Below are 22,813 nucleotides of genomic sequence, written 5' to 3'. Positions count from 1 at the left end.
CTCGAAAAATATGGAATAGACCCGATTAAATGGTAGTTTTTTAATTCATAATGCACAATTCATAATTCATAGTTGGGCAGCTTGAGTAATTCCGTTACCGGTTGCTCACCTCAATTATCATGTATTGTGAATTAAGAATTACGCATTGTGAAATAAGAATTACCCACCTACCCAATTATGAATCATGAATCGTGAATTATGAATTATAATCTCCCTTTGCTTCAGGTTGGCGACGTACTGCTTTCGCCGGACATAATAACAGAACGTTTTTGTTGCGACCTCGTTTCGTGTAAGGGCGCGTGTTGCGTTGAAGGAGACGCAGGAGCACCTGTTACGCTCGATGAAATCGGCAAAATTGAAGATTCGCTTGATACCGTATGGCTCGACATGCCGGCACGGGCGCAGGCCGTGGTCGACCGTCAGGGGGTGGCGTATAGCGACCTCGAGGGCGAACTCGTGACAAGCATAGTCGACGGGCGCGACTGCGTGTTCACGTGCCACGAGGACGGCATATGCCTCTGCCTGTTGGAGAAAGCCTATCGTGCCGGACGGTCGGAGTTCTGCAAACCTATCAGCTGCGCTCTCTATCCTATACGCGAGAAGCGCCTTGCCAACGGCCTTGTCGGCCTTAACTACCATCGCTGGAGCGTATGCGGGGCGGCACGGCGCAAGGGTGCTGAGCTCAACCTGCGCGTGTACGAGTTCTTGAAAGAGCCGCTTATACGACGCTTCGGCAGCGCCTGGTACGACGAACTGACCGCAACCGTGGCCGAATTGCGCAAGGGCGGGTATATCGAATAACGACGTTTGTTCGCCGTGTAAAGTATAGCGCCCGAACGAAAGGTGTCCTTTCGCCTTACGAAAGGCCGTCAACAGCAAGCTAAAAAGCCGTGTTTTGCACTGCAAAACACGGCTTTTCGCATAATTGCTGATAATCAATGCATTACCTTCTCACCTTCTCATCTTCTCACTTTCTCACCCTTTCACTTTTTCACCCTTTCACCTTTTAATGAATTTCTTGCCGTCACGTATGTACAGACCCTTGCCCAGCTTTGTTTCGTCGGTGCCGAGATAGCGTCCGTCAACGCTGTATATGCGGCGGTCGGCGGATTCGTCAGGATCAACAATGACATTGTCGATACCCGTCGGCCCGTCAACGGAGAAGTTGAATGATATCGTGCCGTCGGTGTTTCGTGTTATCGCAGTTACAGACTTGTTCATGTTGTACGAGCCGTCTGTGTTCATATTGTACACTGTGGCAGCAGGGTTAGACGTTGCGGTAAGAGCGTTCCTCGCTCCGTATGGCCACACGTCGCCGCGTGCGAAGTTCATAAGCGAGCTGGCGTCGGCTTGTATTATGCCGCAGCGTTCGTGCGGGTTGGGGAACATATAGCCGAACCGCCGCTGGCCGCCTGAGCTGTTTACGACGTTAGCATCCCACGCCAGTTGGTCGTAGTCGACGTGCAGGATTAGCATGCCCGAGTTGGGTAGGAACTCGTCCCAGCCCTCCTGTTGGCGGTTCTCCAGCAGGTAGTATTCGTCACTGTTGCCGTCGTTGTATATTATGTAGGCCTCGCCCGTGCCGTCGCCGCTGCCCAATGCGGGCATTGAGGCTACGCTGAGGTCGGCGTTCAGCTCGGTGGGCGTAAGCCATCCGCAGGCCATGCGTTCGTAGCTCGTCATACCGGCGGGTGTCATGCTGTTGTCATTATACGAGCCGGAGGCCATTATGCTCCAATCGCCAAGCCCGTAATCGCCGCTGTAATATGAGTCGTACATGTCAGGCAGTCCGAGACAATGGGAGAACTCATGGCATAAAGTACCGATACCGTCAAGTCCGCCGTAGCCGTTCAGTTCGCAGCCGCAGGCGTAAGTGTCGATACCCTTGCCGTCAATCATGGTAGGGTTGTAGTAATATTGATAGCCTAACGCTCCGCTTACGGCATACTCATGGGGCCATATTGTCTCCACGGCGGCCTGGTTGGAAGCCTCGCCGTAACCGGCGTAGAGGATGTACACTTGGTCAACCCAGCCGTCGTCGTCCCAGTCATACTGGGTGAAATCGAGGTCAAACTGCTCGTCGGCCGCCGTGCATGCGTCTAATACCATCTGGCCTACGTTCTCCACGTCCCAGCTCTCTCCGCTGTCGTTGTTGCCGTAGTAGGCGCAGTTCTCGGGCAGCTCTATCGGTCCGGCCACGTCGAACGTAAGGTCGAACTTACCGTAGCTCTGCGCCAGAAAGTAGTCGTGTATCGAGCCGTTGAAGCCCATCTCGCTGAAACCCGCCTCGTTGGCAATGCGCTCGTATAGTCCACGGGTGTGGGCAGCGTCGAACTTCACGTCGGTAAACTCCGCAAGTATTATGAGCGCGCGCCGTTCGCCGATATATGCCGAGCCCTGCGTGGCGGCTCCTGCCGCCCGGCGTGCGGCGGTAGTGCGTGCCGTGCGATGCTTGCTGACGGCCTGCCGCTTCTGCGCTGCGCGTGAGGCTATCGCCTTGATGTCGGCCACCTCGTAGACGCCTTTGCGTGCGCTCTCAACGAAGCGCCGGCCGTCCTCGGCCTGCCAGAAGCTGCCGAACTCGTCTCCGCGCAGCTCGACGCGTACTTCCGAACCGTCGGCAAGTGTTACCGTGCGCCACTGCCCCCGCTTAGCCGGTACGGCAAACGTAACGGCGCATGCCGCGAGCAAAACCGGCAAAAACAAGAATCGTTTAATATCTTTCATAATGCAAAATTTAATAATGTGAAATTTCAAAAGTAACTAAATAGACTAAGGTTTAACTGCCAGGCTTCTCACTTGTGATGACAAACGTCTTGTTGCTTAACCATGGTGTATATTGTGCATGGTTGTTCGTTTAACGCAAAAGGCCCCGGCATGGCAAAGAGCCAGGCCGAGACCGATAAATGTTAATAGCCAGTGTTACGGTAAGTCATCACTTCCTTATGAACTTCCTGCCGTTCTGGATAAGTATGCCCTTGGCGTCCTTAGACACGCGCTGGCCTTCGAGGTTGTAGACAGGAGCGTTCGGGTCGAACTCCTTGTTGCTGTTACCCGTCGTTATATTGGTTATGCCTGAAGGTATATTCACGTCGTCAAGTGTAGCCGTACCCTGCAGGAGGATAATCGGAGTAGCCGAAGTTACGCCACGGCCAACGATGTTGACTACTGCCCAGCGGCCTTCGCCTGAAGGACAAGCGGTAGCAGAGAAAGTTATGAAGTTATAGCCAAGTTCAATCCAGCTGGTATTGTCAACGGCGTAAGAGGTAATCCAGTCGCCGCTACCGTCGCTTGAAGAAGCTACTTCATAATAATAATTTTCGTTCTGGTTATCATCGTACCAGTCTGCGCCTGTCATTACATAAGCAGCCGGCTCTCCAGCCTCGTTGTCCATATAACAACTTGTTCCGTCGTCAGTAATGCGCAATACATTGCAGTTCTCGATGTCAACCGTTGCCGTTTGTGTGTCGTCCGTGTAATATGACAATACTGAGCTTACGTCAACATAGTCGAAGATTCCTGTGAAAGTCATGGGAAGGGCCAAATTAGCTGAGGTATAACTAAGTGCATACACCTCATCCCCATCTGATAATAAGACATCAGCATCTTCGAGAGGATCTTCTTCTGCGCATTGGAATCCACAGAGACCTAAATTAACGTCAGGATTGTCAAATCCGGTTATTTCGACATTGAATGCCTCATCTATTACAAACGGATTTGCCACCAACGTTCCTGAAAGCGGGTCTTCAACTTTATTCGTAAAAACGATATTCCATTGATAAGCCAAACCGTAATAGTCGTCGGATTCAGGATCGCCCTCTTGTGTAAGGTCTTCTGCTCCGGCTGTGAGTACGGCTATTTCCTCGCCTGCGTCGTTGGTAATTCTCATTGTTAGGGTAGCGCCGTTCTTAAGCGGGGTGTCGTCGCCGTTGTTGGATACCGCACTGAGATAAATATCCTCAACATACAATGGTGATATTGGTTTTTCGTAATGTTGCCTTACGCCAATACTGGTAAGTGCTCCTAATTCAGAATCGTTATAAGTTCCAGCCCCATAGAGATAATGAGACGATAATATACCCCACCCATTCAGAGGCCTGCCGACATGGCTGTCGGTGTATGTCAACGGGGTTATTTCGTAACTGGTGGAAATTTGTCCCATGTACGTAGAACCATACCTGTTGGGAAGTTTGTATGAATCGCTGCCATTCACCAATACAGGCTCAGGTAAGTAATAGCCGCCCTGTATACCGCCTTCTATTATAAGGTTGTTGTCGGCATCTGCCATGTCGTCGGCAGATACTAAGCCGGTTTGTGCGTTAAGATACCAGTTACCGCTTCTGTCGGCGTTCATGTTTGTAAATTGCATATCCGTGTATGCAGGTGCAACAAGCCCTACATTATAGTATCCCATTCCTTCCTTGTCGAAGCCGCGGTACATTGTGCCTGCAGGACGTGTATAATAATTACCCGTAGTTGCCGACTTTTTCGGCGCATCCTTAGATTTCAACGTCATTACTTGCGACGTTGCCTTCGTCTGTCTTACCTTTTGCATCGTTCCTACGTCGATGCGCTCCGTTGTCTGGGCGAAGCATAAAGCTGAGGCCAGAACGGCTGTCAGAGTAAAAAATGTTCTTTTCATAATCGTAAAATTTTAGTTAATTAAACATTGGAACAAACCAACTGTTGTCTCCTTTCGAGAGCCTTATGTTTGTAAGGTTAAACTTTGTCGTGCCCGCCGTAATGTCATATTCGCCATTGAATGCGTTGAACAAGTCTGTTATTGCCGGAATGGCTGCAAGCACGTTAGCTCCGGAATTATCCACGGGGCCTGTGTATGAAAGAGTTGCTCCGCTTTCGGTTTGCGTAAAATCAAAATTGTAGGCGATATTTACCGCACCGCCTCTCTGTGGGCGATAATTCAGGATGCATTGCAACTGTCCGTCCTGCATGCTCCATGTTAAGTAATTAAAAGTATAGCGTACAGCGCTGAATCCTGTTCTTACAGCGTCGTATAGCGCCAAAAAGTCATCTGACATGTCACAATTTCTATTCAACTGCCATGTGTTTCCGTCTTCCATCGCCTGTGTGAAGAACGTTGCAGGGTTCTCGCCTGCTACGGTAAACTCTGGGTTCTCTACTCCCGTGAATATATCGTTTTCCTCGTCGTAGACGAATTCCTGAGCCTCGGTACCGTCGGGAGCGTTCATCGCGTCGCGGAAACGCAGGTAGTACCTGTCGTTATGCTTGGTTATGAGGAAGGGATGGTAACTCTCCTGCTGTATCGGGTCGCCGCCGTAGGGGTAGATGTTTGGTATGCCGCTGCTGGCGTTTGCCATGCTCATCACGCTATCGCCAAGCGTCACTACGCACATGTTGGGTGCTGTGGATGGGAACATCGTGTTGGTAAAGGTTTGTACGTCAGAGAGGTATGCCTGGTAGTCGGTGCCGTCCTCAAGGCGTGTGAAGCGTATGTATGTGCCTCGCTTCTTGCCTTTGAACATACCGTACTCCGCATTGTCGTCAAGATTGATTACCACGAATTCATAGTCGCCTTCGGCTCCTCGGCCAAGCTCTGTGCCGGGCAATGATACCTGGCCGGGGTCGCAGAAGGCGTGGATGCAGTCGTTATACGTGTTGAAAGAGAGCACTGGGCCGTCGTCGGCTATTATCTCCCAGGCTGACTGGTCCTCAAGATACGTGTTGTTTGAGAACGTGTTGTTCATCGCCATGCGTACCGTTCCGTCATGGCTGAACTGCGCGAGCAATACGTAGCCAAGCGACGATACGTCGTCCGTATTGCTGTTATTGGTGGGATAGTATTCCATCACCCAGCCTGCGGGCGATGATTCAAGACGTTCTGTGTAGAGAGACTTGCTCTCCTCAAGCCTTTCCGCCGCCGACGAGCTGAAGAGGTCGTCTTCCTCTCCTGCACAGCCTGCAAAGGCCAGCGACGCGGCGCACAGCAGTGATATGGATAGTATTTTGTTCATTGCCGTATTTGTTTTTGTTATGTGTGAAAAGGGCGATGGCGCCGCCGGCCATGTTTGCCGGTAATAGATTTTTGCCTATGCTATTCCGTTAATCTACTTGCTTGTGCGGCTCCCTGTGCAGCCGGCAGCCCCACGCCCTATTTTGTTCGTTGTTTATTCGGTTGTCTGTAATGACTTATATTGGTTTACCTCGTCAAGCAGCGCCTCCATAAGCGTTTTAGTCGGGTCAGTGTCGAGCGGCGCGGTAAGCTTATTGATGTAGCGGCCGTTGGCACCGACTACATAATTGCCGTTGGCGTCGGTTACCCACTGGCGCTGCTGCACCTCACGCCTCAGGTCCTCAATGTCGATGTTGAAGTTGGTCTGCAACCACTCACGCACCATCTCGAGCTTCTGAAGTATGAGGCCGCGGCCGTCTATTCCGTCCTGCTCCAGATACACGATTTTGCCGTTAGCGTCGAGAATGGGGTGGTCGTTGGCGTCGCGCTGGATTACCTTGCGCTGTATTGTCCATTGCTGCTCGCTTATGTCTTGCCCCTCATTGGCCGATACTTTATAAAAATATCCTATCGAGTCACGGTCGCCTCCAGTAGCCACAAGCGCGTTGAAGTCTGTGGCGGCAGTGTCTATCGTCTCCCAGTCGTAACCTGCGGTATTAATGAGGGCGTTCCATGTCTTATCGTCTTTTACGATATAATTGGCCAGCACTTCTACCCAATCCTCACGTGCCTGCGACGAGGCGTAAGGCGAAACGAAGCCCTCAGCAGCAGCGAGCGAGTCGGGGGTGTTCTGCCAGTCTATCGGATTGTAAGTGCTGTTTGACAGCAGGTTGAAGTCCGTAGGCGTAGAATAGTTCTGCGCGAGGATGTGTCCGAACTCGTGGTGCATGGTCTTGAAGAACTTTTCGTTGAGGTCGTCAATGTCGTTCTCGTTGAGGTTGTTAACGTTATAAAGCGTAATCTTCAGACCTCCCTCAGCCTCGCCGAGGGTCTCGGTGCCTGACGAAGGATTGTACGACGGCGAACCGATGACGTGGATTATACGCGGGCTGTAGGTCTTGAGGAACACGTCGCCAGCGCACTTATTGTAAACGTCGTACCAGAGATACTTGGCGAGCACGGCCAGCTTGGTGCTGTTATCGTAAGTTGCCGGCACGAGGTTTACCTGCAGGTCTGAACCGATGTCCTCCATTTTGTAGACATAGCGCAAGTTGTACGGCTCGAGAAAGTTCTTCTTGACGAACGTGTCGAGCGGGAATGTAGCCAGCGACCTGTCTAACGGCAGGTCGGGAGTATTGAAGATGGACGGGCCGAAATCATCGTCAGAGCAAGACGTAATGCAGTTGCCGGCGACGAACGCAATTACGGCGGCCAGTAATATTTTAAGTTTTGATTTCATGTCTGTTTCCTCCATTTATTTGTCTGTTTTCACTCTATAATTCACGTCCTGCTTTATATCGTCATTGGCTAAGGGGCGTGAGGACTCAAGACCAGCGGCAAGTACTTCTTGCGGTACTTCGATAGCACGTCGCGGATCATCCCACGTAAGTGTTTCAACAACCGCCGGGTTGCCGATAGAATGAGAGTATTCTATGCCGAAGCGCTTAAGGTCAAAGAAGCGCAAACCGTCGAACACGGTCTCGAAACGGCGCATGTCGTTGATGCAGTTCATGTAGGGAACGACATTTGCGGGTACGATAAAATCAGGGCTCATGCGCTGGGTAAAGTCCCAATTCTCGAAGCAGTTGGGGTTGTTCGTATTTGAGTAATACGACAGGATAAGGCTTTCGGTCAGGGGAACGAGCGCGCCCTGAGCCTCAAACCTCTGCTTGTCGGCGGCGGTGAAGGTCTGTCTGCTGTCGTCGAAAGCTATAAGGTCGGCGACAGCTCCGGGTATGTCTTGCCTGTCTTGCGACAGCAACTTAGCCTCGGCACGCTCGAGAAGCAGCTCCGTCGCGGTAAACTCACGGCGTATGACGTGGGGGTAACCAACGCCGGCTACTTTGTCGGTGTACTCGAAGCGCTCGGCTATCTTGGCCGACTCGTATCCGTAATCCTGTTCGCCTGAATAGAAAGTCATGCCCGATACGTAACCGCAAGGTATGACATACCACCGCCAGTTAGGCCCGGTGCGGTAATATGTGCTGCGCAGGGCGTCGCCGTTGTGGGTATAACGGTAACCGAGGAAACGACGCCACATAACCGAGTTAGTCGCTATAAGCATAAGGTTGTTTGCCGCATTTGGACTTTGCCATACGTTGGCGTAGTCGTCTGAATAGGTGCAACCGTCAAATCCGTCGTACTTCATCAGCATGTTGGGAAGGTTGCCCGTACCTACTCCGAGCACTGCGTCGGCATGCTCGATAACCTTGTCATAGTCGCGCGTAAACAGATAGAAGCGTGCTGCGAAAGCGTGGGCGGCGTTAACGTTGAAGTGCCACTTCGGCTTAGAGTAGTTAATGTCGCTGATGTCGGCAAGGCCAGCCTCGAGGTCTACCCGGATACTGTCGTACACGTCGGCCACGTTGCCGCGGTCGTAGTGCGGATGTACGGTGTTCTCAACCGTCGTGATGTAGGGCACGCCAATGTCCTGCTTGCTCAGCTCAGGATTCTTGTATGCCTGGCAGAACACGTTTACGAGTATAAAATGATGATATGCACGGATGAGCAGGGCCTCGGCGCGCGCGGCACGCAGGCTTTGCGTCCACTCGCCGCCGTTCTTGGCCACAATCTCGTCTATTGACTGCAACGCGTGGTTGGCGGTGGCTATGGCGTTATAACATCCTTGCCATACTAACGAGGGCGAATCAGTACTAGTGGACGACTGTACCGGCTCGAAAGCGAATACCTCGTTGTCCATACGCTCGTAAGGGGCAAGATTGTAATAAACCGAGGACACTTTAGAGTCGGGGTCGGCCGGACGGTGAGGTGAATTATTATCGATTATATTGTCACTTGAAAGCTCGCACAGGTATCCGTAATTAGCGTTGGAATATCCGCTGCTAAGCAACTCCACGACCTTCTTCTCCGTGTCTATGTCCACACGCTCGTCGGGGTTTTGGTCAAGGAAGTCGTTGCAAGAGGATAGCGCCAAGACTGCCACTCCGAGCGAAAGTGCCTTATATATAAATGGTTTCATTATATAGTTTCCTTTTATTCGTTAGTTGATTAAATTCCGAGTCTTATGGTAAACGTGAATTGCCTTGACAAAGGAGTGGCTACACCACCTGAATTGACGAACTCAGGGTCTTGGCCGTTCAGCTTGTCGTCGGCATAGAGCAAGAACAGATTGGTGGCGTCGAGCTTCAGCGAAGCCGTGTTGAGTCCTATCTTGCTGAGGAACTTGCGAGGCAGGTCATACGTAAGCGATATGTCCTTAAGGCGGATGAAGCCGCCGTCAGCCACGCGTGCCGTTGAGTAGTTGTAGGCGTTATATGCGTAAGACAGCTGGCTGTCCTCCTGATACTGGCGTACAGAGGCTATCGTCGGGATGTTGGTTATCAGCTCGTCGCCCGACTGCACCCAACGGTTCTTGAACTCCTTAGGCATGGCCGTCATGTCCGAATAGCCTGCCGCGAACACCGGGTCGAGACGAATCTTGTTGCCGAACGAATAAGTGATAAATATGTTCAGTCGCCAGTTCTTGTACGTAAGGGTGTTGTTGAATCCTCCGGTGATGGTAGGCTCGGTCGGGCCTTCGTACTTCAGGTAGTCGATGTTCTCGTACTCCTGGAAGTTGATGTCAGACGTGGTTATCTCGCCCTTCTCGTTGATGAACTGCGGCAGACCCTGGTCGTTAAGGCCTACGAACGGTATGGAGAACAGAGCCGACACGGGGTAGCCCTTGCGGAAGTGGCCAGACGACTCAGAGCTTGACGTTGACGCGCCGGATACGAGGTCGATTACGTTCGAGCGTGAGTCGAGCTCGGTAATCTCGTTGGCGGCGTAAGAGAACGTAAGGTCAGTGATCCAGTTGAAGTTCTTGGTCTGGATGTTACGCGTTGAGAGCGTGGCCTCTACACCGTGCGACTTCATCGTGGCTACGTTGGCATATTTCTGTATCAGTCCGCCTACGCCTTCGGTCTCGATTATTCCGATAAGGTCGTAGTTGTTACGCCAGTAAATATCGAAGTTGAGGTTGATGCGGTTGTTGAGGAATCCGGCGTCAAGACCGAAATTCAGCTCGTGCTTCTTCTCGTACGTAAGTTCGCTGTTGGCCAGGTCGTAAAGCTGTATTCCAGTCTCTATCTGGTCTCCCTGCGGACGCCAGATGTTTGACGAGAGGAACACGGGCAGCGCGTTGGTTACCCACGACGGACCACGGTCGGCCGTAAGCGAGTAAGAGGCGCGCAGGGTAAGGTGAGACAGTGCGCCGTTGGTCTTTTCCATCCATTTCTTGAAGAAAGTCTCCTCATGCGCGTTCCAGGCGCCCGATACGTTCCATGTAGGCAGCCAGCGGGCGCTGCGGCTCTTGCCTAACTTGTTGGTGCCCTCATAACGGCCGGTAAGGTTGATTGTGTATCGGCCTTTGTAAGAATAGCTGCCGCTGAGGAAGTAAGCCAGGTTTCGCGTCCACGTCTTGGCGAACGAACTGAGCACGGTGCCTTCCTCCTTAGCCTGCTTGTAGAACTCAGGGGTGATGTTTACGATTCTGCCGTTATCAAAGTCAACGCCGTAGTCTGAGTGCATAGACTGGTCGCGGTCGGTCTTGTTCAGCTCCATACCTCCAAAGAGGTTCATGATGTGAGTGTCGTTCCATATCTTGTTGTACTGCACCGTTCCGCGGAAGTCAAGCTGCTTCACCATGTAGTCGTTGCGGATGTATATACCGCCGGTAGGCATGACCGAGATAGGCAGCGAGTTGGGGTTGTCAGGGTCCTGGTACAGGAACGGGTTGCTGTACATAATGTTCGGGTCGTCCACTCCGGCGCGGTAAGCCTCTGCCTGGTTAGAAGTGTTGAGGATAGAGTGCTCCTGCGACGTCTTCTGCGTGCGGTAAGCGCCGAGCAGGTGAATCTCGAGTCCCGTGACGGGTTTCCACGACAGCTCGCCCTGGAATTTCATGTCGGCAATCGACAGGTCGATGTAGTTGTTGTCAAGCTCGTGGAAGATGTTGAACGGGGCGTAGTTACGAGTGTACGTCTCGTTAGGGTCGAGGGCGCGCGACGTGTTCATCGCGTAGCTGAACGGGTTGATGTCGAAGTCGCGGTTTACCGCACCGGTAACGATGTCGGTGCTGCGGCTGAGAGTACCCGGCGCCTGCTGGTCACGATAAGAGGCGTTGGTAAGGATAGACACAGACAGGTTCTTAGAGAGGTTGAACGATGCATTGGTAGTGGCCGTGTAACGTTCCACCTTGCTGTCCTTAGTCCATCCCGGGTCGTTCATCGCCGAAACCGAGGCGTACAGGCTCGCTTTCTCCGAACCGGTGGATATGCTTACTGAGTGGTTCTGCACGATATTGTTGTTGAACAGAAGGTCAAACCAGTCAGTGTTCCTGAACTCGGCCGTCCTCAGGTAACCGTCCATGGCCGCCTGCGTATAAGGCAGTCCGAACTTGCCGTTAGTGGCGTCATACTGAGCTATGAGGTTATACATCTTGCCGTAGATTCCTGACGACGAGCTGTTGGCAAGCGTAGAGAACTCAAGCCAGCCCTTTTCCTCCATCTCCTTATAGATACCCATCTGCTCCTGCGAGTTGCTGATGTTGTACTGGTCGTACGTAGGCTTCAGACGGTAAGTAAACTCTCCGGTATAGTTTACCGTGCTGCGTCCGGCCTTACCGCGCTTGGTCGTAACGACAACGACGCCGGCCATCGCGCGCGCACCATATATAGAAGTAGCCGAACCGTCCTTAAGCACCTGGAAACTCTCTATGTCGTCGGCGCTCAGTCCGGCTATCGCGTTGGATATAAGCGTAACGGCGTCACCCGAAGACAGGTCGTCGGCGCTGACGTCAACTGCGTCCTCCTGTATAACTCCGTCGATAACCCACAAGGGCTTCGAGCTACCGTAAATAGACGTAGCGCCGCGCACGCGGATTTTAGGCGCAGTACCGAACGTTCCGGACACATTCTGCACGGATACACCGGCAACGCGTCCCTCCAGAGCACGGCTGACGTCGGCAACACCGTCAAGCTTGGCCTTATCCGCATCAATCTTTGATGTAGCTCCGGTAAACAACCTCTTGTCCATCTTCTGCATACCGGTTACAACCACTTCACCCAAGGCGTGGCTGGAAGGCGACATCGTTACTTTCATTCCGCTTTCAGCCTTCGTTTCCACTTTCTCATAACCCACATAGGTAATGACCAAAGTGCTTCCAGGCGATGTGTTTATCGAAAACTTACCGTCAACATCGGTTACGGCTCCCGTCTTTGTTCCTTTGACAAAAACCGATGCACCTATGACTGGCTCTCCGATCTCATCGACTACAATGCCGTTAACCTTGCTTCCGCCTTGGGCAAAGGCTATACCTGCGGATAATACGGCACAGAATAGTGTCAGAAATAATTTCTTAATCATACTCTTTACTCTCTCTAATTAAATAATTTAAGGATAATTTTCACCGCTTTTTCCCCATTGGACGCACTGCCCTGGCGTGTCCGTTCATGCTGCTATGCCGCCATGACGCAACTCTTTTGTCGCTTCATCCACGATGAAATGCGTAAGAAATCCACAGCAAAAATTTATCATTCGATACTTTAAGGGTAAAGTGTCGTAGTGTTTATAATCAAAAAGACGTTATTACCTTATAATATAAAATGCCGTCTTTGAGGCTGCTAAAGACGGCATTTTGAAGTGCAAAAGGCGGCTTCCGACGCGTCCGAAGACCGTCTTTTCCGTAGGCGTCAGGTGCGGACGGTATGCTTATGCACCAATACCTTGTTTAAACTTATAAGTGAATTCTGTACAATATCTATATTAAATACAATCGGATAATGCCCCGTATTTGTCTGTTCTCGTGCCTAACTCATGTAACGGGTGTACCCATGACGCGCTCGTCACACCGCTATCCACTCCGTAGCCGTCACACGATACATTGTGAAGTGACAACGGAAAGTTTACGGAAGTAGGGCCTTGTCGAATCTGAACGTTAACTTAAGTAATGTTAAAAATTAAAGTTCCGCATACATAATTATGCATTAACAAATCGCTCTCATGACGGCTTTCGACCGTCTTCGGCACGCTTCAACTTGATACTTAAACGCTCTTTAAACAAACAAGTGTAAAAAATGCACCCTATAAAAGCCACAGACTGTTTTGTCGGCAATACCCCATGATTTTACGTAAAAAAACGTCCGTTTTGCTTAAATATTCATTGTTTATACAGAAACTGACTGAACAAAATGAAAGAAAAATGGCTGTCAAAGTGACACTTATAGAGGTGGATTGTGGAAATTTGACGTTGTTTTGTTAAAAAGCGGATTTAAACACATATTTTTTTCATTTTTATTTCGTTCTTATTGAAATTATCTTTAATTTTGCAAATTGTAACAAAAGTATAATTTATTTATTTAATTAGAGAGAGTATTTATGGAAAAAAGACTAACAATGATTTTGGCCTGCCTGTTCCTGTCACTGGGAATGGCACTGGCCCAAACGACAGTCACGGGCACGGTGGTGTCCCATGAGGACGGGCAGCCCATCATAGGCGCGACCGTCCGTGTAGTCGACGCCAACACCGGAGCCGTAACCGACGCCGATGGTCGCTTCTCGCTGTCTCTGCCGGCCGGACACAACAAGCTGCGCGTGTCGTACGTCGGAATGGAGACGCAGGACGTCACCGTTAAGGGCAATAGCGTCAGGGTGGTACTGCTTCCTGTGCTTACTGACCTCGACGAGGTGATGGTCGTGGCTTACGGTACTACCACCAAGTCGGCATTTACTGGTTCGGCGGCTGTAATCAAGTCTGAAGAAATCACGAAAACGGCCAATGCCAATGCGTTGTCCGCGCTTACCGGCAAGATGTCGGGTGTGCAAATCAACAACGCTTCAGGTATGCCCGGTACAGAATCATTCAATATCAAGATTCGCGGTATCAGCTCAATCAACGCCGGCAACGACCCGCTTATCATCGTCGACGGCGCGCCTTACGATGGCGACTATAACAATATAAACCCGAACGACATAGCTTCGATGACGGTATTGAAGGACGCAGCTTCTGCTGCCCTCTACGGTGCACGTGGCGCCAACGGCGTTGTCATCATCACTACTAAGAGTGCTGAGCAGGGACGTTCGTCTATTACGTTCGACGCTAAGTGGGGTTCCAACTCTAAGGGTATACCTAATTATAAGACGGTAGACAGCCCGGCGAAGTATTACGAGACATACTACCAGGCCTTGAAGAACTACGCAATGACGCCGCAGCAGAACAATCCTACGTTCCCGATGTCAGAGGCTGATGCGCACGTGTGGGCCCGCGACAACATGATAAACTCTGCAAGCTACGGCTTGGGTTACAACGTATTTACTGTTCCCGCTGGACAGTATCTTATAGGTTCTGACGGCAAGATTAACCCGAACGCCACGCTTGGCCGTGTTATCAATTACGGAGGCAACGCTTACACCCTTATGCCCGATGACTGGAAGGACGCTACTTTCCAGAACGGCCTTCGCCAGGAATATACCATAACCGCTTCGGGCGCCAATAACAAGGGCTCGTTCTACGGTTCGGCAAGCTACCTGAGCAACGACGGTATCACCATCGGTTCCAAGTATGAGCGCTTCACGGGCCGTTTGAAGGCCGACTATCAGATTAAGGATTGGTTGAAGATGGGCGGTAACTTCAGCTACGCTCATGCGACTACCGACTATCTGGGCGATGAAGGCTCAAGTTCTTCGTCTGGTAATATCTTCGCCGTAAACAACGTGGCTCCTATTTACCCGCTTTACGTGCGTGACGGCAACGGCAAGATTATGACTGACCCAAATACGGGCGGCAAGATGTACGACTGGGGTGACGGACAGATTATCGGCCTGTCGCGTCCTACGTTCAGCGGCAGTAACCCGATTAACGCTAACGAACTTCAGGAGAATAATGTTGACCGCAATTCGTTCAACGCAACAGGTTTTGCCGAGGTACGTTTCCTGAAGGACTTTAAGTTCACTTCCTTGAACACGGTAATGGTAGACGAGTTCCGCCAGACCAACACTACACAGCCTTTCTACGGCCAGTTCGCTTCAATGAACGGAGGTGTCGACAAGTACCACACGCGTACATGGAGCTACAACTACCAGCAGATACTTAACTGGCACCACGTGTTCGACAAGCACGACGTTGAGGTTATGCTTGCGCACGATTACTACCGCACACGTTACTATCTCCTCTCTGCCAGCAGGACCAACCAGTTCTCTATGTCAAATGACGAGTTGGCAGGCGCTGTTACCGACGGTGGCATGGATTCTTACCGTACCGACTATAACACTGAAGGCTGGCTCGGACGCATACAGTACAACTACGACCAAAAGTATTTTGGCTCTGTATCTTACCGTCGCGACGCTTCTTCACGCTTCGCCCCGGAGAACCGTTGGGGTAACTTCTGGTCTGTCGGCGGCGCGTGGATAATCAGCAAGGAGAGCTGGTTCAACGCTCCTTGGATTGACGAGTTGAAATTCAAGGCTTCTTATGGTGAGCAGGGTAACGACAACATCACCAATTACCTCTACACCGATACTTACACGATTGTTCCCGGTTACGGCAACATATCGGTAATACCTACATCGACGAAGGGTAACCGCGACATTACATGGGAGAAGGGCGGCAACTTCAATACAGGTTTCGAGTTCTCATTCTTCCGTGGCCGCCTTGCCGGTAGCGTAGAGTACTTCTACCGCAAGACCACAGACATGCTCGCGTTCTTTACATTGCCCGGCTCTTACGGCTACAGCGGTTACTACGACAACATCGGTAACATGAGCAACCAGGGTGTCGAGGTTGAGCTTGACGGAACTATATTCCGCACAAAGGATTTCGAATGGGGTATCAACCTTAACTTCACCGCTTACAAGAACAAGATAACATCAATGCCGGCCGAGAACAAGACTCTCGTAGTTGACGGTGTTGGCGGTTACAGTAGCGGCGAACAGTTCTACGGCGAAGGTGAGCCTCTGTATACATGGTATCTCACCAAGTACGCAGGCGTTGATCCTGAGACTGGTAACGCTCTCTTCTACAAGAACGTAACTGACGAAAACGGCAATGTTACGAGAGAAGTGACCAGCGACTACTCCAAGGCGTCACGCTATCTCTGCGGTTCTGCACTGCCTTGGGCATACGGAGGTTTCGGAACACATCTTTCTTATAAAGGTTTTGACTTCTCTATCGACTTCGCTTACCAGCTTGGCGGCAAGGTTTACGACTCTTCTTACGCAAGCTTGATGAGCATGTCGAGCGGCGGTAGCGCAATTCACGCCGACCTTCTCAACGCATGGACGACCGAAAATACCAATACAAGCGTGCCCCGTCTGGTTTACGGCGACATGAGCTTCGGCGCTGCCTGCGACCGTTGGCTTACAAGCGGCTCGTACCTCAGCCTGCAAAACCTCAACGTAGGCTACACTCTTCCGGCAAGCCTCACGAGCAAAATCGGTATAAACAAGCTGCGTGTTTACGTAACCGGCAACAACCTCTGGCTGTGGTCTAAGCGCCAGGGACTCGACCCGCGCCAAAGCATTACAGGCCAGACCAGCTCAGCTTACTACGCTCCTATCCGCACCATCTCGGGCGGTATCACCGTAACATTCTAATCATAAAGAAAGGAAACAACGACAATGAAAAAGATATTAATATACGGATTAAGCACTCTCATGCTTGCCTCGTCGGCGATGACGTTCACGGGCTGTATAGACGAGACTGAGCCCACGAGCGGCGCTACGGCCGAACAGGTGGAGCAGAACAACGCCGACAATATTCTCCAAATACTGCGCGGTTCGGCAGCATACCTGTGCCAGCCTTGGACAACAAGCTATCACTGGGGATGGGGGTACGGCGCAATAATGCGCATACGTGACCTGCAGACAGCCGACATGGCCATATATGATGGCGGACGTAACTACCACCAGTTCTGGTATTGGTACGAAAACCAGGGTATGGGACGCGAGTATGCGTACGCCCAGTTCCAGTGGGAGTACCAGATGGGAATGGTCAACATGGCCAACAAGGCCATCGCGATGGTTGACCCCGAGACTGCTGACGACGAGCTGAAGGGATACCTTGGCGCCGCGCTCGCTTTCCGCGCTATGACTTATCTCGATATGGCGCGCGAGTATGAGTTCCTCGAGAATGAGTATACGCAGCCCCAAAGCCCTGAAGGCAATCCTATCCTCAACTTGACGGTGCCTATTGTCAAGGAGACGACTACCGAGGAAGAGGCGCGCAACAACCCGCGCGCGTCGAAAGAAAACATGGCCGCTTTCATCCTCGAAGACCTCAACAATGCCGAGCAGTACATATCTAACCTGTCGCTGTCAGAGAGGAACATGCCTCATCTTGACTGCGTTTACGGCCTGAAAGCACGTCTCTACATGTGGCTCGGACAATATGCCGATGCCAAGAATTATGCCCGTAAGGCTATCGACGAGGCTGCACTCTCCGGAATTGTTCCTATGACGCGTGACGAAGCGCTCAGTACCATCACCGGCTTTAACGACATAACAAAGTGGATGTGGGGCGCACAGTACACTACGGGTAACGTAAGCAACCTGCTCTGCTGGACTGCTTTCGCTGCTAACGAGGCTGTTTACGGCTACTGCGGACCAATGGCTTACGGCAGCACGGACACTTTCTCGATGATAGACGCAAACATGTATGACCGTATAAGCGATACCGACTGGCGCAAACTTGAGTGGAAAGCACCGGCAACATCTCCCCTTAATGGCCAGAACGCATACATCGACGAAGGCGTAGGCGAAGCTCTCCAGGAACTCACTTCGTTGAAATTCCGCCCCAACAGCGGCAACATCACCGACTACACAATCGGCAACGTAAGTTCGTTCCCGTTGATGCGTGTTGAGGAAATGTACTTCATCGAGGCCGAGGCCGCAGCCCAGGACGATGACGTTTCGGGTGCAATACAGCTGCTCGAATATTTCATGAAGAACTACCGTGACGCTGATTACACCTGCCCTGTAACAGCCAAGGACGACGTGATAGAGGAAATAGTATTCCAGAAGCGTGTAGAACTTTGGGGCGAAGGACAGAGCTTCTTCGACATCAAGCGTCTTGACTACCCTGTTGTCAAGGGCTATTCAGGCAGTAACCATGGATCCCGGGCACAGAGCCAAGCAAACTCTCTCACGACAAGACCGGGTTGGATGAACTGGTGTATAGTACAGAGTGAGGAGAACGGCAACGCCGGAGTGCGCGGTTATAACAACCCAGATCCAAGCTATAGAACTACACAAGAATAATAATAGTCTTGGCTCCTAATAACAAATAAATTAATAACGAGAAACAATGAACAAGATATTAAGTTATTTCACAATGTTGCTTCTTTCGGTCATGACCCTAACCTTGGGGTCATGTACCGAGGAGTACGAATACTCTGCCGAGGCCGCTAAAGGGCAGCAGGTATATTTCAGCAACACGTTGGCCTCTACGGTTACTATCACTAATGACGGGGCGCACTTCCTTGTACCTATCAGTCGTGTAAATACCGACGAGGAACTGACCGTAAATATTACGGCCACAGACGAAAGCGGCCAGCTTACCATACCGCAATCTGTAACCTTCGAGGCAGGACAGAGCGAGGCCAACATAACAATCGACTACGATCCTAACCAAATTACGGCCGATACTTATTATGATGTGACCCTAAGCATTGCCGATGCTGATTACACAACTCCTTATGGAGAGTCTTCTTATTCATTCAGCGTAGTAATGTGGCCTCCTTACACCGTGATTGGAACAGGTACGTTTACAGACGCTTATATTGGAGTGTACAATGCTCCGGTAGAAATCAGGCAAATTGATTCAAACCCCAACCAATTCCGCATTTTGCGGCCTTATGAAGCTCTCTCCGGTACGGATGGTGCCGACTTCCTCCAGTTCACTGTGCTACATGCAGGCGATGTCCTGCCCAGTACGGGACAACCAGTCGAAGAGGACGGTTTAGTATATTTTGACGAGACATCCTTAGGATACGACATCTTCGGTGTTGGAACTCCAGCCGAGATATGGCATCCGTCACTTTTGCAGAATATGGATATCACGCACAACCGTGTACTTGCATTCCAAGACAGCGGCCTTCCCGGCGCAGTACAGCTCGCTCCGTACTATTTCGCATATCAGAGCGGTTCAAGTGTTTATGGAAACAGCCAGGCTACCAATGACGGCATAATCACCATTACCTTCCCCGACTATACATATGATCCTAAAGATTACAATGTAAGCGTAAACTATCTCGGCGCATTTGTAAGTCAGGACGGCAACAACTATGCAATGGGTAACGTCACGATGGGCGCAGACGTCAATGAAGTACATGTTGGAATTGTAGAAGGAAGCGACGTGAACGAAGCCCTTAACCAGGTTCTCGGCGGAGCTGTCGAAACAATTACTGTAACATCAAATGGCGAGGTGCGCATACCTTGCTCATACAATGGTGACTGCGTTATGGTTGCAGTGGCATACGCTTATGACGAGAATGGCACGTTAGCAATGCAAAACTACGCCACCACAGCGTTCAACTTCGCTATTGGACCGAGTCAGTGGACATCACTTGGAACGGGTCTCTACACTGACCATATATTCTGTCTGAACCTTCGTGTTGACGAATCAGGAACTACGGCTCCTCCTGTACAGTATCCTGTAGAAGTACAGGAAAGCACGACTACGCCCGGCGTTTATCGTGTAATCAATCCTTACGCACCTGATATCTACGGCTATAAGATTCAAGGTGAAACTGGCTATGACGAAAGTCAGAATTACAACATAACAATTAACGCCCATGATCCGGACGCAGTTTATATACAAGGCCAGCCTATGGGATTCTATGATGACGGCGATGCGATGCTTATAGCCACTGTTGGTGGACTAAATTATGATTTGATGTATCCTATGTACGGCGACAGGACATTCGACATTCTCAAGCAAGCAGGAATAATACAAGGCACACTTTCTAATGGTGTCATTACGTTCCCGGCCGGTGAGTTGTTGTTCTCATTCTCAAACATTTACTCACAAGGAATGGCTGGCCCGGCCAACGAAAACGAGGCAACGAGCGTGCTTGTATTGCCTGATGCCGTATCTGCACAGGCGAAAGCTAAAGCCATGAGGAATGTTGAAAAGTTGCGTCAGGCTAAATACAGTATGCGAGGAATGAAGACTGGTAAGGCAAATGTTATGAATCTAAAGAAAAATAAGGTCTTAACCGTGTTCCAGCTTAACAAGAATGCCAAGCTTAACCGCAAGTAAGCAAGGACTATAACCTGTAAAAACAGGATGGAGTTGCGACCGCAGCATGTCGCGGCTTCATCCTTTTTTTGATTATACCGAACAACTATCGCCGCCCCTGGCGTCTATCCATAGGCGTGGTGGCGGAGCACAACAAAACAACAAACGACTATGAAAAGAACATTTATCGCAATCGCAATGCTCATGCTGACGCTCGGCATGGCGGCCGTTCCGGCAAAGCGCGGACAGTGGAAGACTGTAACCCTTGCCGACGGCACGCAGGTAAAGGTAGAGCTAAGGGGTGACGAGTTCATGAAGTACTGGCAGGCTGAAGACGGCCGCAAGTTCGTGAAAAACGCCAAGACTGAACGTTATGAGGTGGCCGATATGGACGCCTTGAAGAAAAAGGCCGTTGAACTGCGTACCGCCGCAGGCGTGAACACAGACAGTCAGAACGCGCCGGCGCGTGTGCCCGGCACGAGGATAGGTTCAGACTATACAGGCGAGAAAAAAGGATTGGTCATCCTCGTGGAATTCCCCGACATGCAGTTCACCCATGGTACGCCTGAGCTTTACCAAAGGCTACTGAACGAGGAGAACTATTCTGACGCATCGCTCGGCTTTGTCGGCTCGGTAAGCGACTACTTCCGTGACCAAAGCAACGGCGTGTTCAATCTCACGTTCGACGTTGCAGGCCCCGTGATGATGCCCGAAAATTACGCCTATTACGGCAGTAACATCCCCTACGACGACGCTAACGTACGCACAATGCTTACAACCGCGCTCAATGCGATTGACGCTGATACTGATTTCAGCCGTTATGACTGGAACGGTGATGGCGAGGTGGAACAAGTATTCTTTATCTACGCCGGACTGGGCGAGGCAAATGGAGGCGACGAGAATACAGTATGGCCGCACAAGTCAATAATCAGCAATCAAGGTGTCACGCTCGACGGTATGACCGTAAATACTTACGCATGTAGCGCCGAATGCCAGCCGATATACCAAGGCGGATACGTTGTTGACACGCATATCGACGGAATTGGCACCATCTGCCACGAGTTCTCCCACTGCCTCGGACTGGCCGACATGTACGACACCGACTACAGCGGCGGTTACGGAATGGGCTCATGGGATCTGATGAACCAGGGTAGCTATAACGCTGACGGATTCCGCCCGGCGTGCTACACAGGTTTCGAACGCATGCAGATAGGATGGTACCAACCCATAGAACTGACAGAGAATGTCGAAATACGCGGAATGGGAAGCCTTGCCGACAACGGCAATTTCTACATTGTGCGCAACGACGGTAACCCCGGAAGTGGCAATCCCGTTTACTCAGGCGAGTACTACGTCCTCGAGAACCGTCAGCGCACCGGTCGTTGGGACACCGGACTGCCGGCCTCGGGCCTGCTCATCACGCACGTTGATTTCGACCAAAGCGTATGGAACGCCAACAGCCCTAACAATGACCCGAGCCACCAACGCTGCACAATCATACCGGCCGATGGCAGGGCAAGCACACTAAGTGAGGCTGGCGACACATACCCCTACGGCAGCAACAACAGCCTTACCAACGAGACAACGCCCGCAGCGACCGTCTATACCAAGAATACCGACGGCTCAAACTACATGAACAAGCCAATTACGAACATCACACAGAACGCCGACGGCACGATAAGCTTCAGCTTCGGAGTCAACGAGGGGCCGCTGTTCTACGAGTCGTTCGACAACTGTACGGGCCGCGGCGGCAACGACGGCATATTCGTCAACATGGGCTCTTCGCAAATAGGCAAGGGCCAGCTGCTGACCGACAACGACGGATGGACAGGCAACGGCGGAGGCGCAAGCAAGTGCGCTATGTTCACTGGACCGGCAACAACACCCACGATTCAGCTTAAAGGAAAGGCTGAACTTACCTTTAGGGCTGCGGCCGTTATACCGGCCACCAACCCGAAGATAAGCATCGCCATAGAGGGAGCGGCCACACTCAACGTCGAGGCTGACATGAAGACGGCAGCCTTCACCAACTACAGCCTCGAACTTGACATCAACGGCCCCGTCACATTCACGTTCTCTTCCGACGCTGCTGCCTTCATCCTCGACGAGGTTAAGGTAACCTCGAGCGTCAGCACCGGAATAGACAACGTAATGACCGTGACCGGAACCGACGGTATTCGACCCGCTGACAACCGTATATACAGCATCGACGGACGCTACGTCGGCACAGACGATACCAAGCTGGGCAAAGGCCTGTACATACGCAACGGCAAGAAATTCATCAAAAGGTAAGAAGGTGAGAAGGTGAGGAGGTGAGAAGGCTACGCCGGAACAACCTCTCGAAGACCGTCAGGACAATAAACAAGAGCCGCCCAAACGAAAGGTTTGGACGGCTCTTTGCCTTAATACAGAAATACTTGGCACATATG

11 protein-coding genes are annotated in these 22,813 nt (G+C 51.3%); 5 read left to right on the top strand and 6 right to left on the bottom strand.

The genetic code is table 11. The features are described 5' to 3' along the window. Nucleotides 1–198: 198 nt before the first annotated feature. Entirely contained in the window at nucleotides 199–801 is a 603-nt protein-coding gene (locus H6A34_RS08825) for a DUF3109 family protein (protein WP_205104975.1), read from the top strand. 198 nt (nucleotides 802–999) lie between these two features. On the opposite strand, the gene H6A34_RS08820 is transcribed toward H6A34_RS08825, so the two are convergent. The 6 genes from H6A34_RS08820 to H6A34_RS08795 form a co-directional block, all read right to left on the bottom strand. Beyond that, nucleotides 1,000–2,727 (bottom strand): M6 family metalloprotease domain-containing protein, encoded by a 1,728-nt coding sequence (locus H6A34_RS08820; RefSeq protein ID WP_205104973.1) that lies wholly within the window; start codon nucleotides 2,725–2,727, stop codon nucleotides 1,000–1,002. Between the two features lie 208 nt (nucleotides 2,728–2,935). Further along, entirely contained in the window at nucleotides 2,936–4,642 is a 1,707-nt protein-coding gene (locus tag H6A34_RS08815) for a hypothetical protein (RefSeq protein WP_205104971.1), read from the bottom strand. Nucleotides 4,643–4,658: 16 nt separating this feature from the next. Then, entirely contained in the window at nucleotides 4,659–5,993 is a 1,335-nt protein-coding gene (locus tag H6A34_RS08810) for a DUF4302 domain-containing protein (RefSeq protein ID WP_205104969.1), read from the bottom strand. A gap of 153 nt (nucleotides 5,994–6,146) precedes the next feature. Further along, nucleotides 6,147–7,406 (bottom strand): substrate import-associated zinc metallohydrolase lipoprotein, encoded by a 1,260-nt coding sequence (locus H6A34_RS08805; RefSeq protein ID WP_239480819.1) that lies wholly within the window; start codon nucleotides 7,404–7,406, stop codon nucleotides 6,147–6,149. Then, complete coding sequence (locus H6A34_RS08800) at nucleotides 7,407–9,131, bottom strand: RagB/SusD family nutrient uptake outer membrane protein (RefSeq protein ID WP_205104967.1); 1,725 nt, start codon at nucleotides 9,129–9,131, stop codon at nucleotides 7,407–7,409. 29 nt (nucleotides 9,132–9,160) lie between these two features. After that, nucleotides 9,161–12,517 carry a SusC/RagA family TonB-linked outer membrane protein gene (locus H6A34_RS08795; protein WP_205104965.1) on the bottom strand — a complete coding sequence of 1,119 codons (3,357 nt, stop codon included), beginning with the start codon at nucleotides 12,515–12,517 and terminating at the stop codon, nucleotides 9,161–9,163. A gap of 1,011 nt (nucleotides 12,518–13,528) precedes the next feature. Between H6A34_RS08795 and H6A34_RS08790 the strand changes: the two genes are divergently transcribed. From H6A34_RS08790 to H6A34_RS08775, 4 genes are all read left to right on the top strand, one after another. After that, entirely contained in the window at nucleotides 13,529–16,741 is a 3,213-nt protein-coding gene (locus H6A34_RS08790) for a SusC/RagA family TonB-linked outer membrane protein (protein WP_205104963.1), read from the top strand. Between the two features lie 24 nt (nucleotides 16,742–16,765). Further along, entirely contained in the window at nucleotides 16,766–18,403 is a 1,638-nt protein-coding gene (locus H6A34_RS08785) for a RagB/SusD family nutrient uptake outer membrane protein (protein WP_205104961.1), read from the top strand. A gap of 46 nt (nucleotides 18,404–18,449) precedes the next feature. Continuing rightward, nucleotides 18,450–20,405 (top strand): hypothetical protein, encoded by a 1,956-nt coding sequence (locus H6A34_RS08780; protein WP_205104959.1) that lies wholly within the window; start codon nucleotides 18,450–18,452, stop codon nucleotides 20,403–20,405. Between the two features lie 150 nt (nucleotides 20,406–20,555). Further along, nucleotides 20,556–22,676, top strand: a complete 2,121-nt coding sequence (locus H6A34_RS08775) for a M6 family metalloprotease domain-containing protein (protein WP_205104957.1) — start codon at nucleotides 20,556–20,558, stop codon at nucleotides 22,674–22,676. The last annotated feature ends 137 nt before the right edge of the window (nucleotides 22,677–22,813 follow it).

Source organism: Marseilla massiliensis, assembly GCF_016899855.1.
In the GTDB taxonomy this organism is placed as follows: domain Bacteria; phylum Bacteroidota; class Bacteroidia; order Bacteroidales; family Bacteroidaceae; genus Prevotella.
The sequence above is the reverse complement of the archived record's forward strand: the minus strand, read 5'-3'. Positions and strand labels throughout refer to the sequence as shown.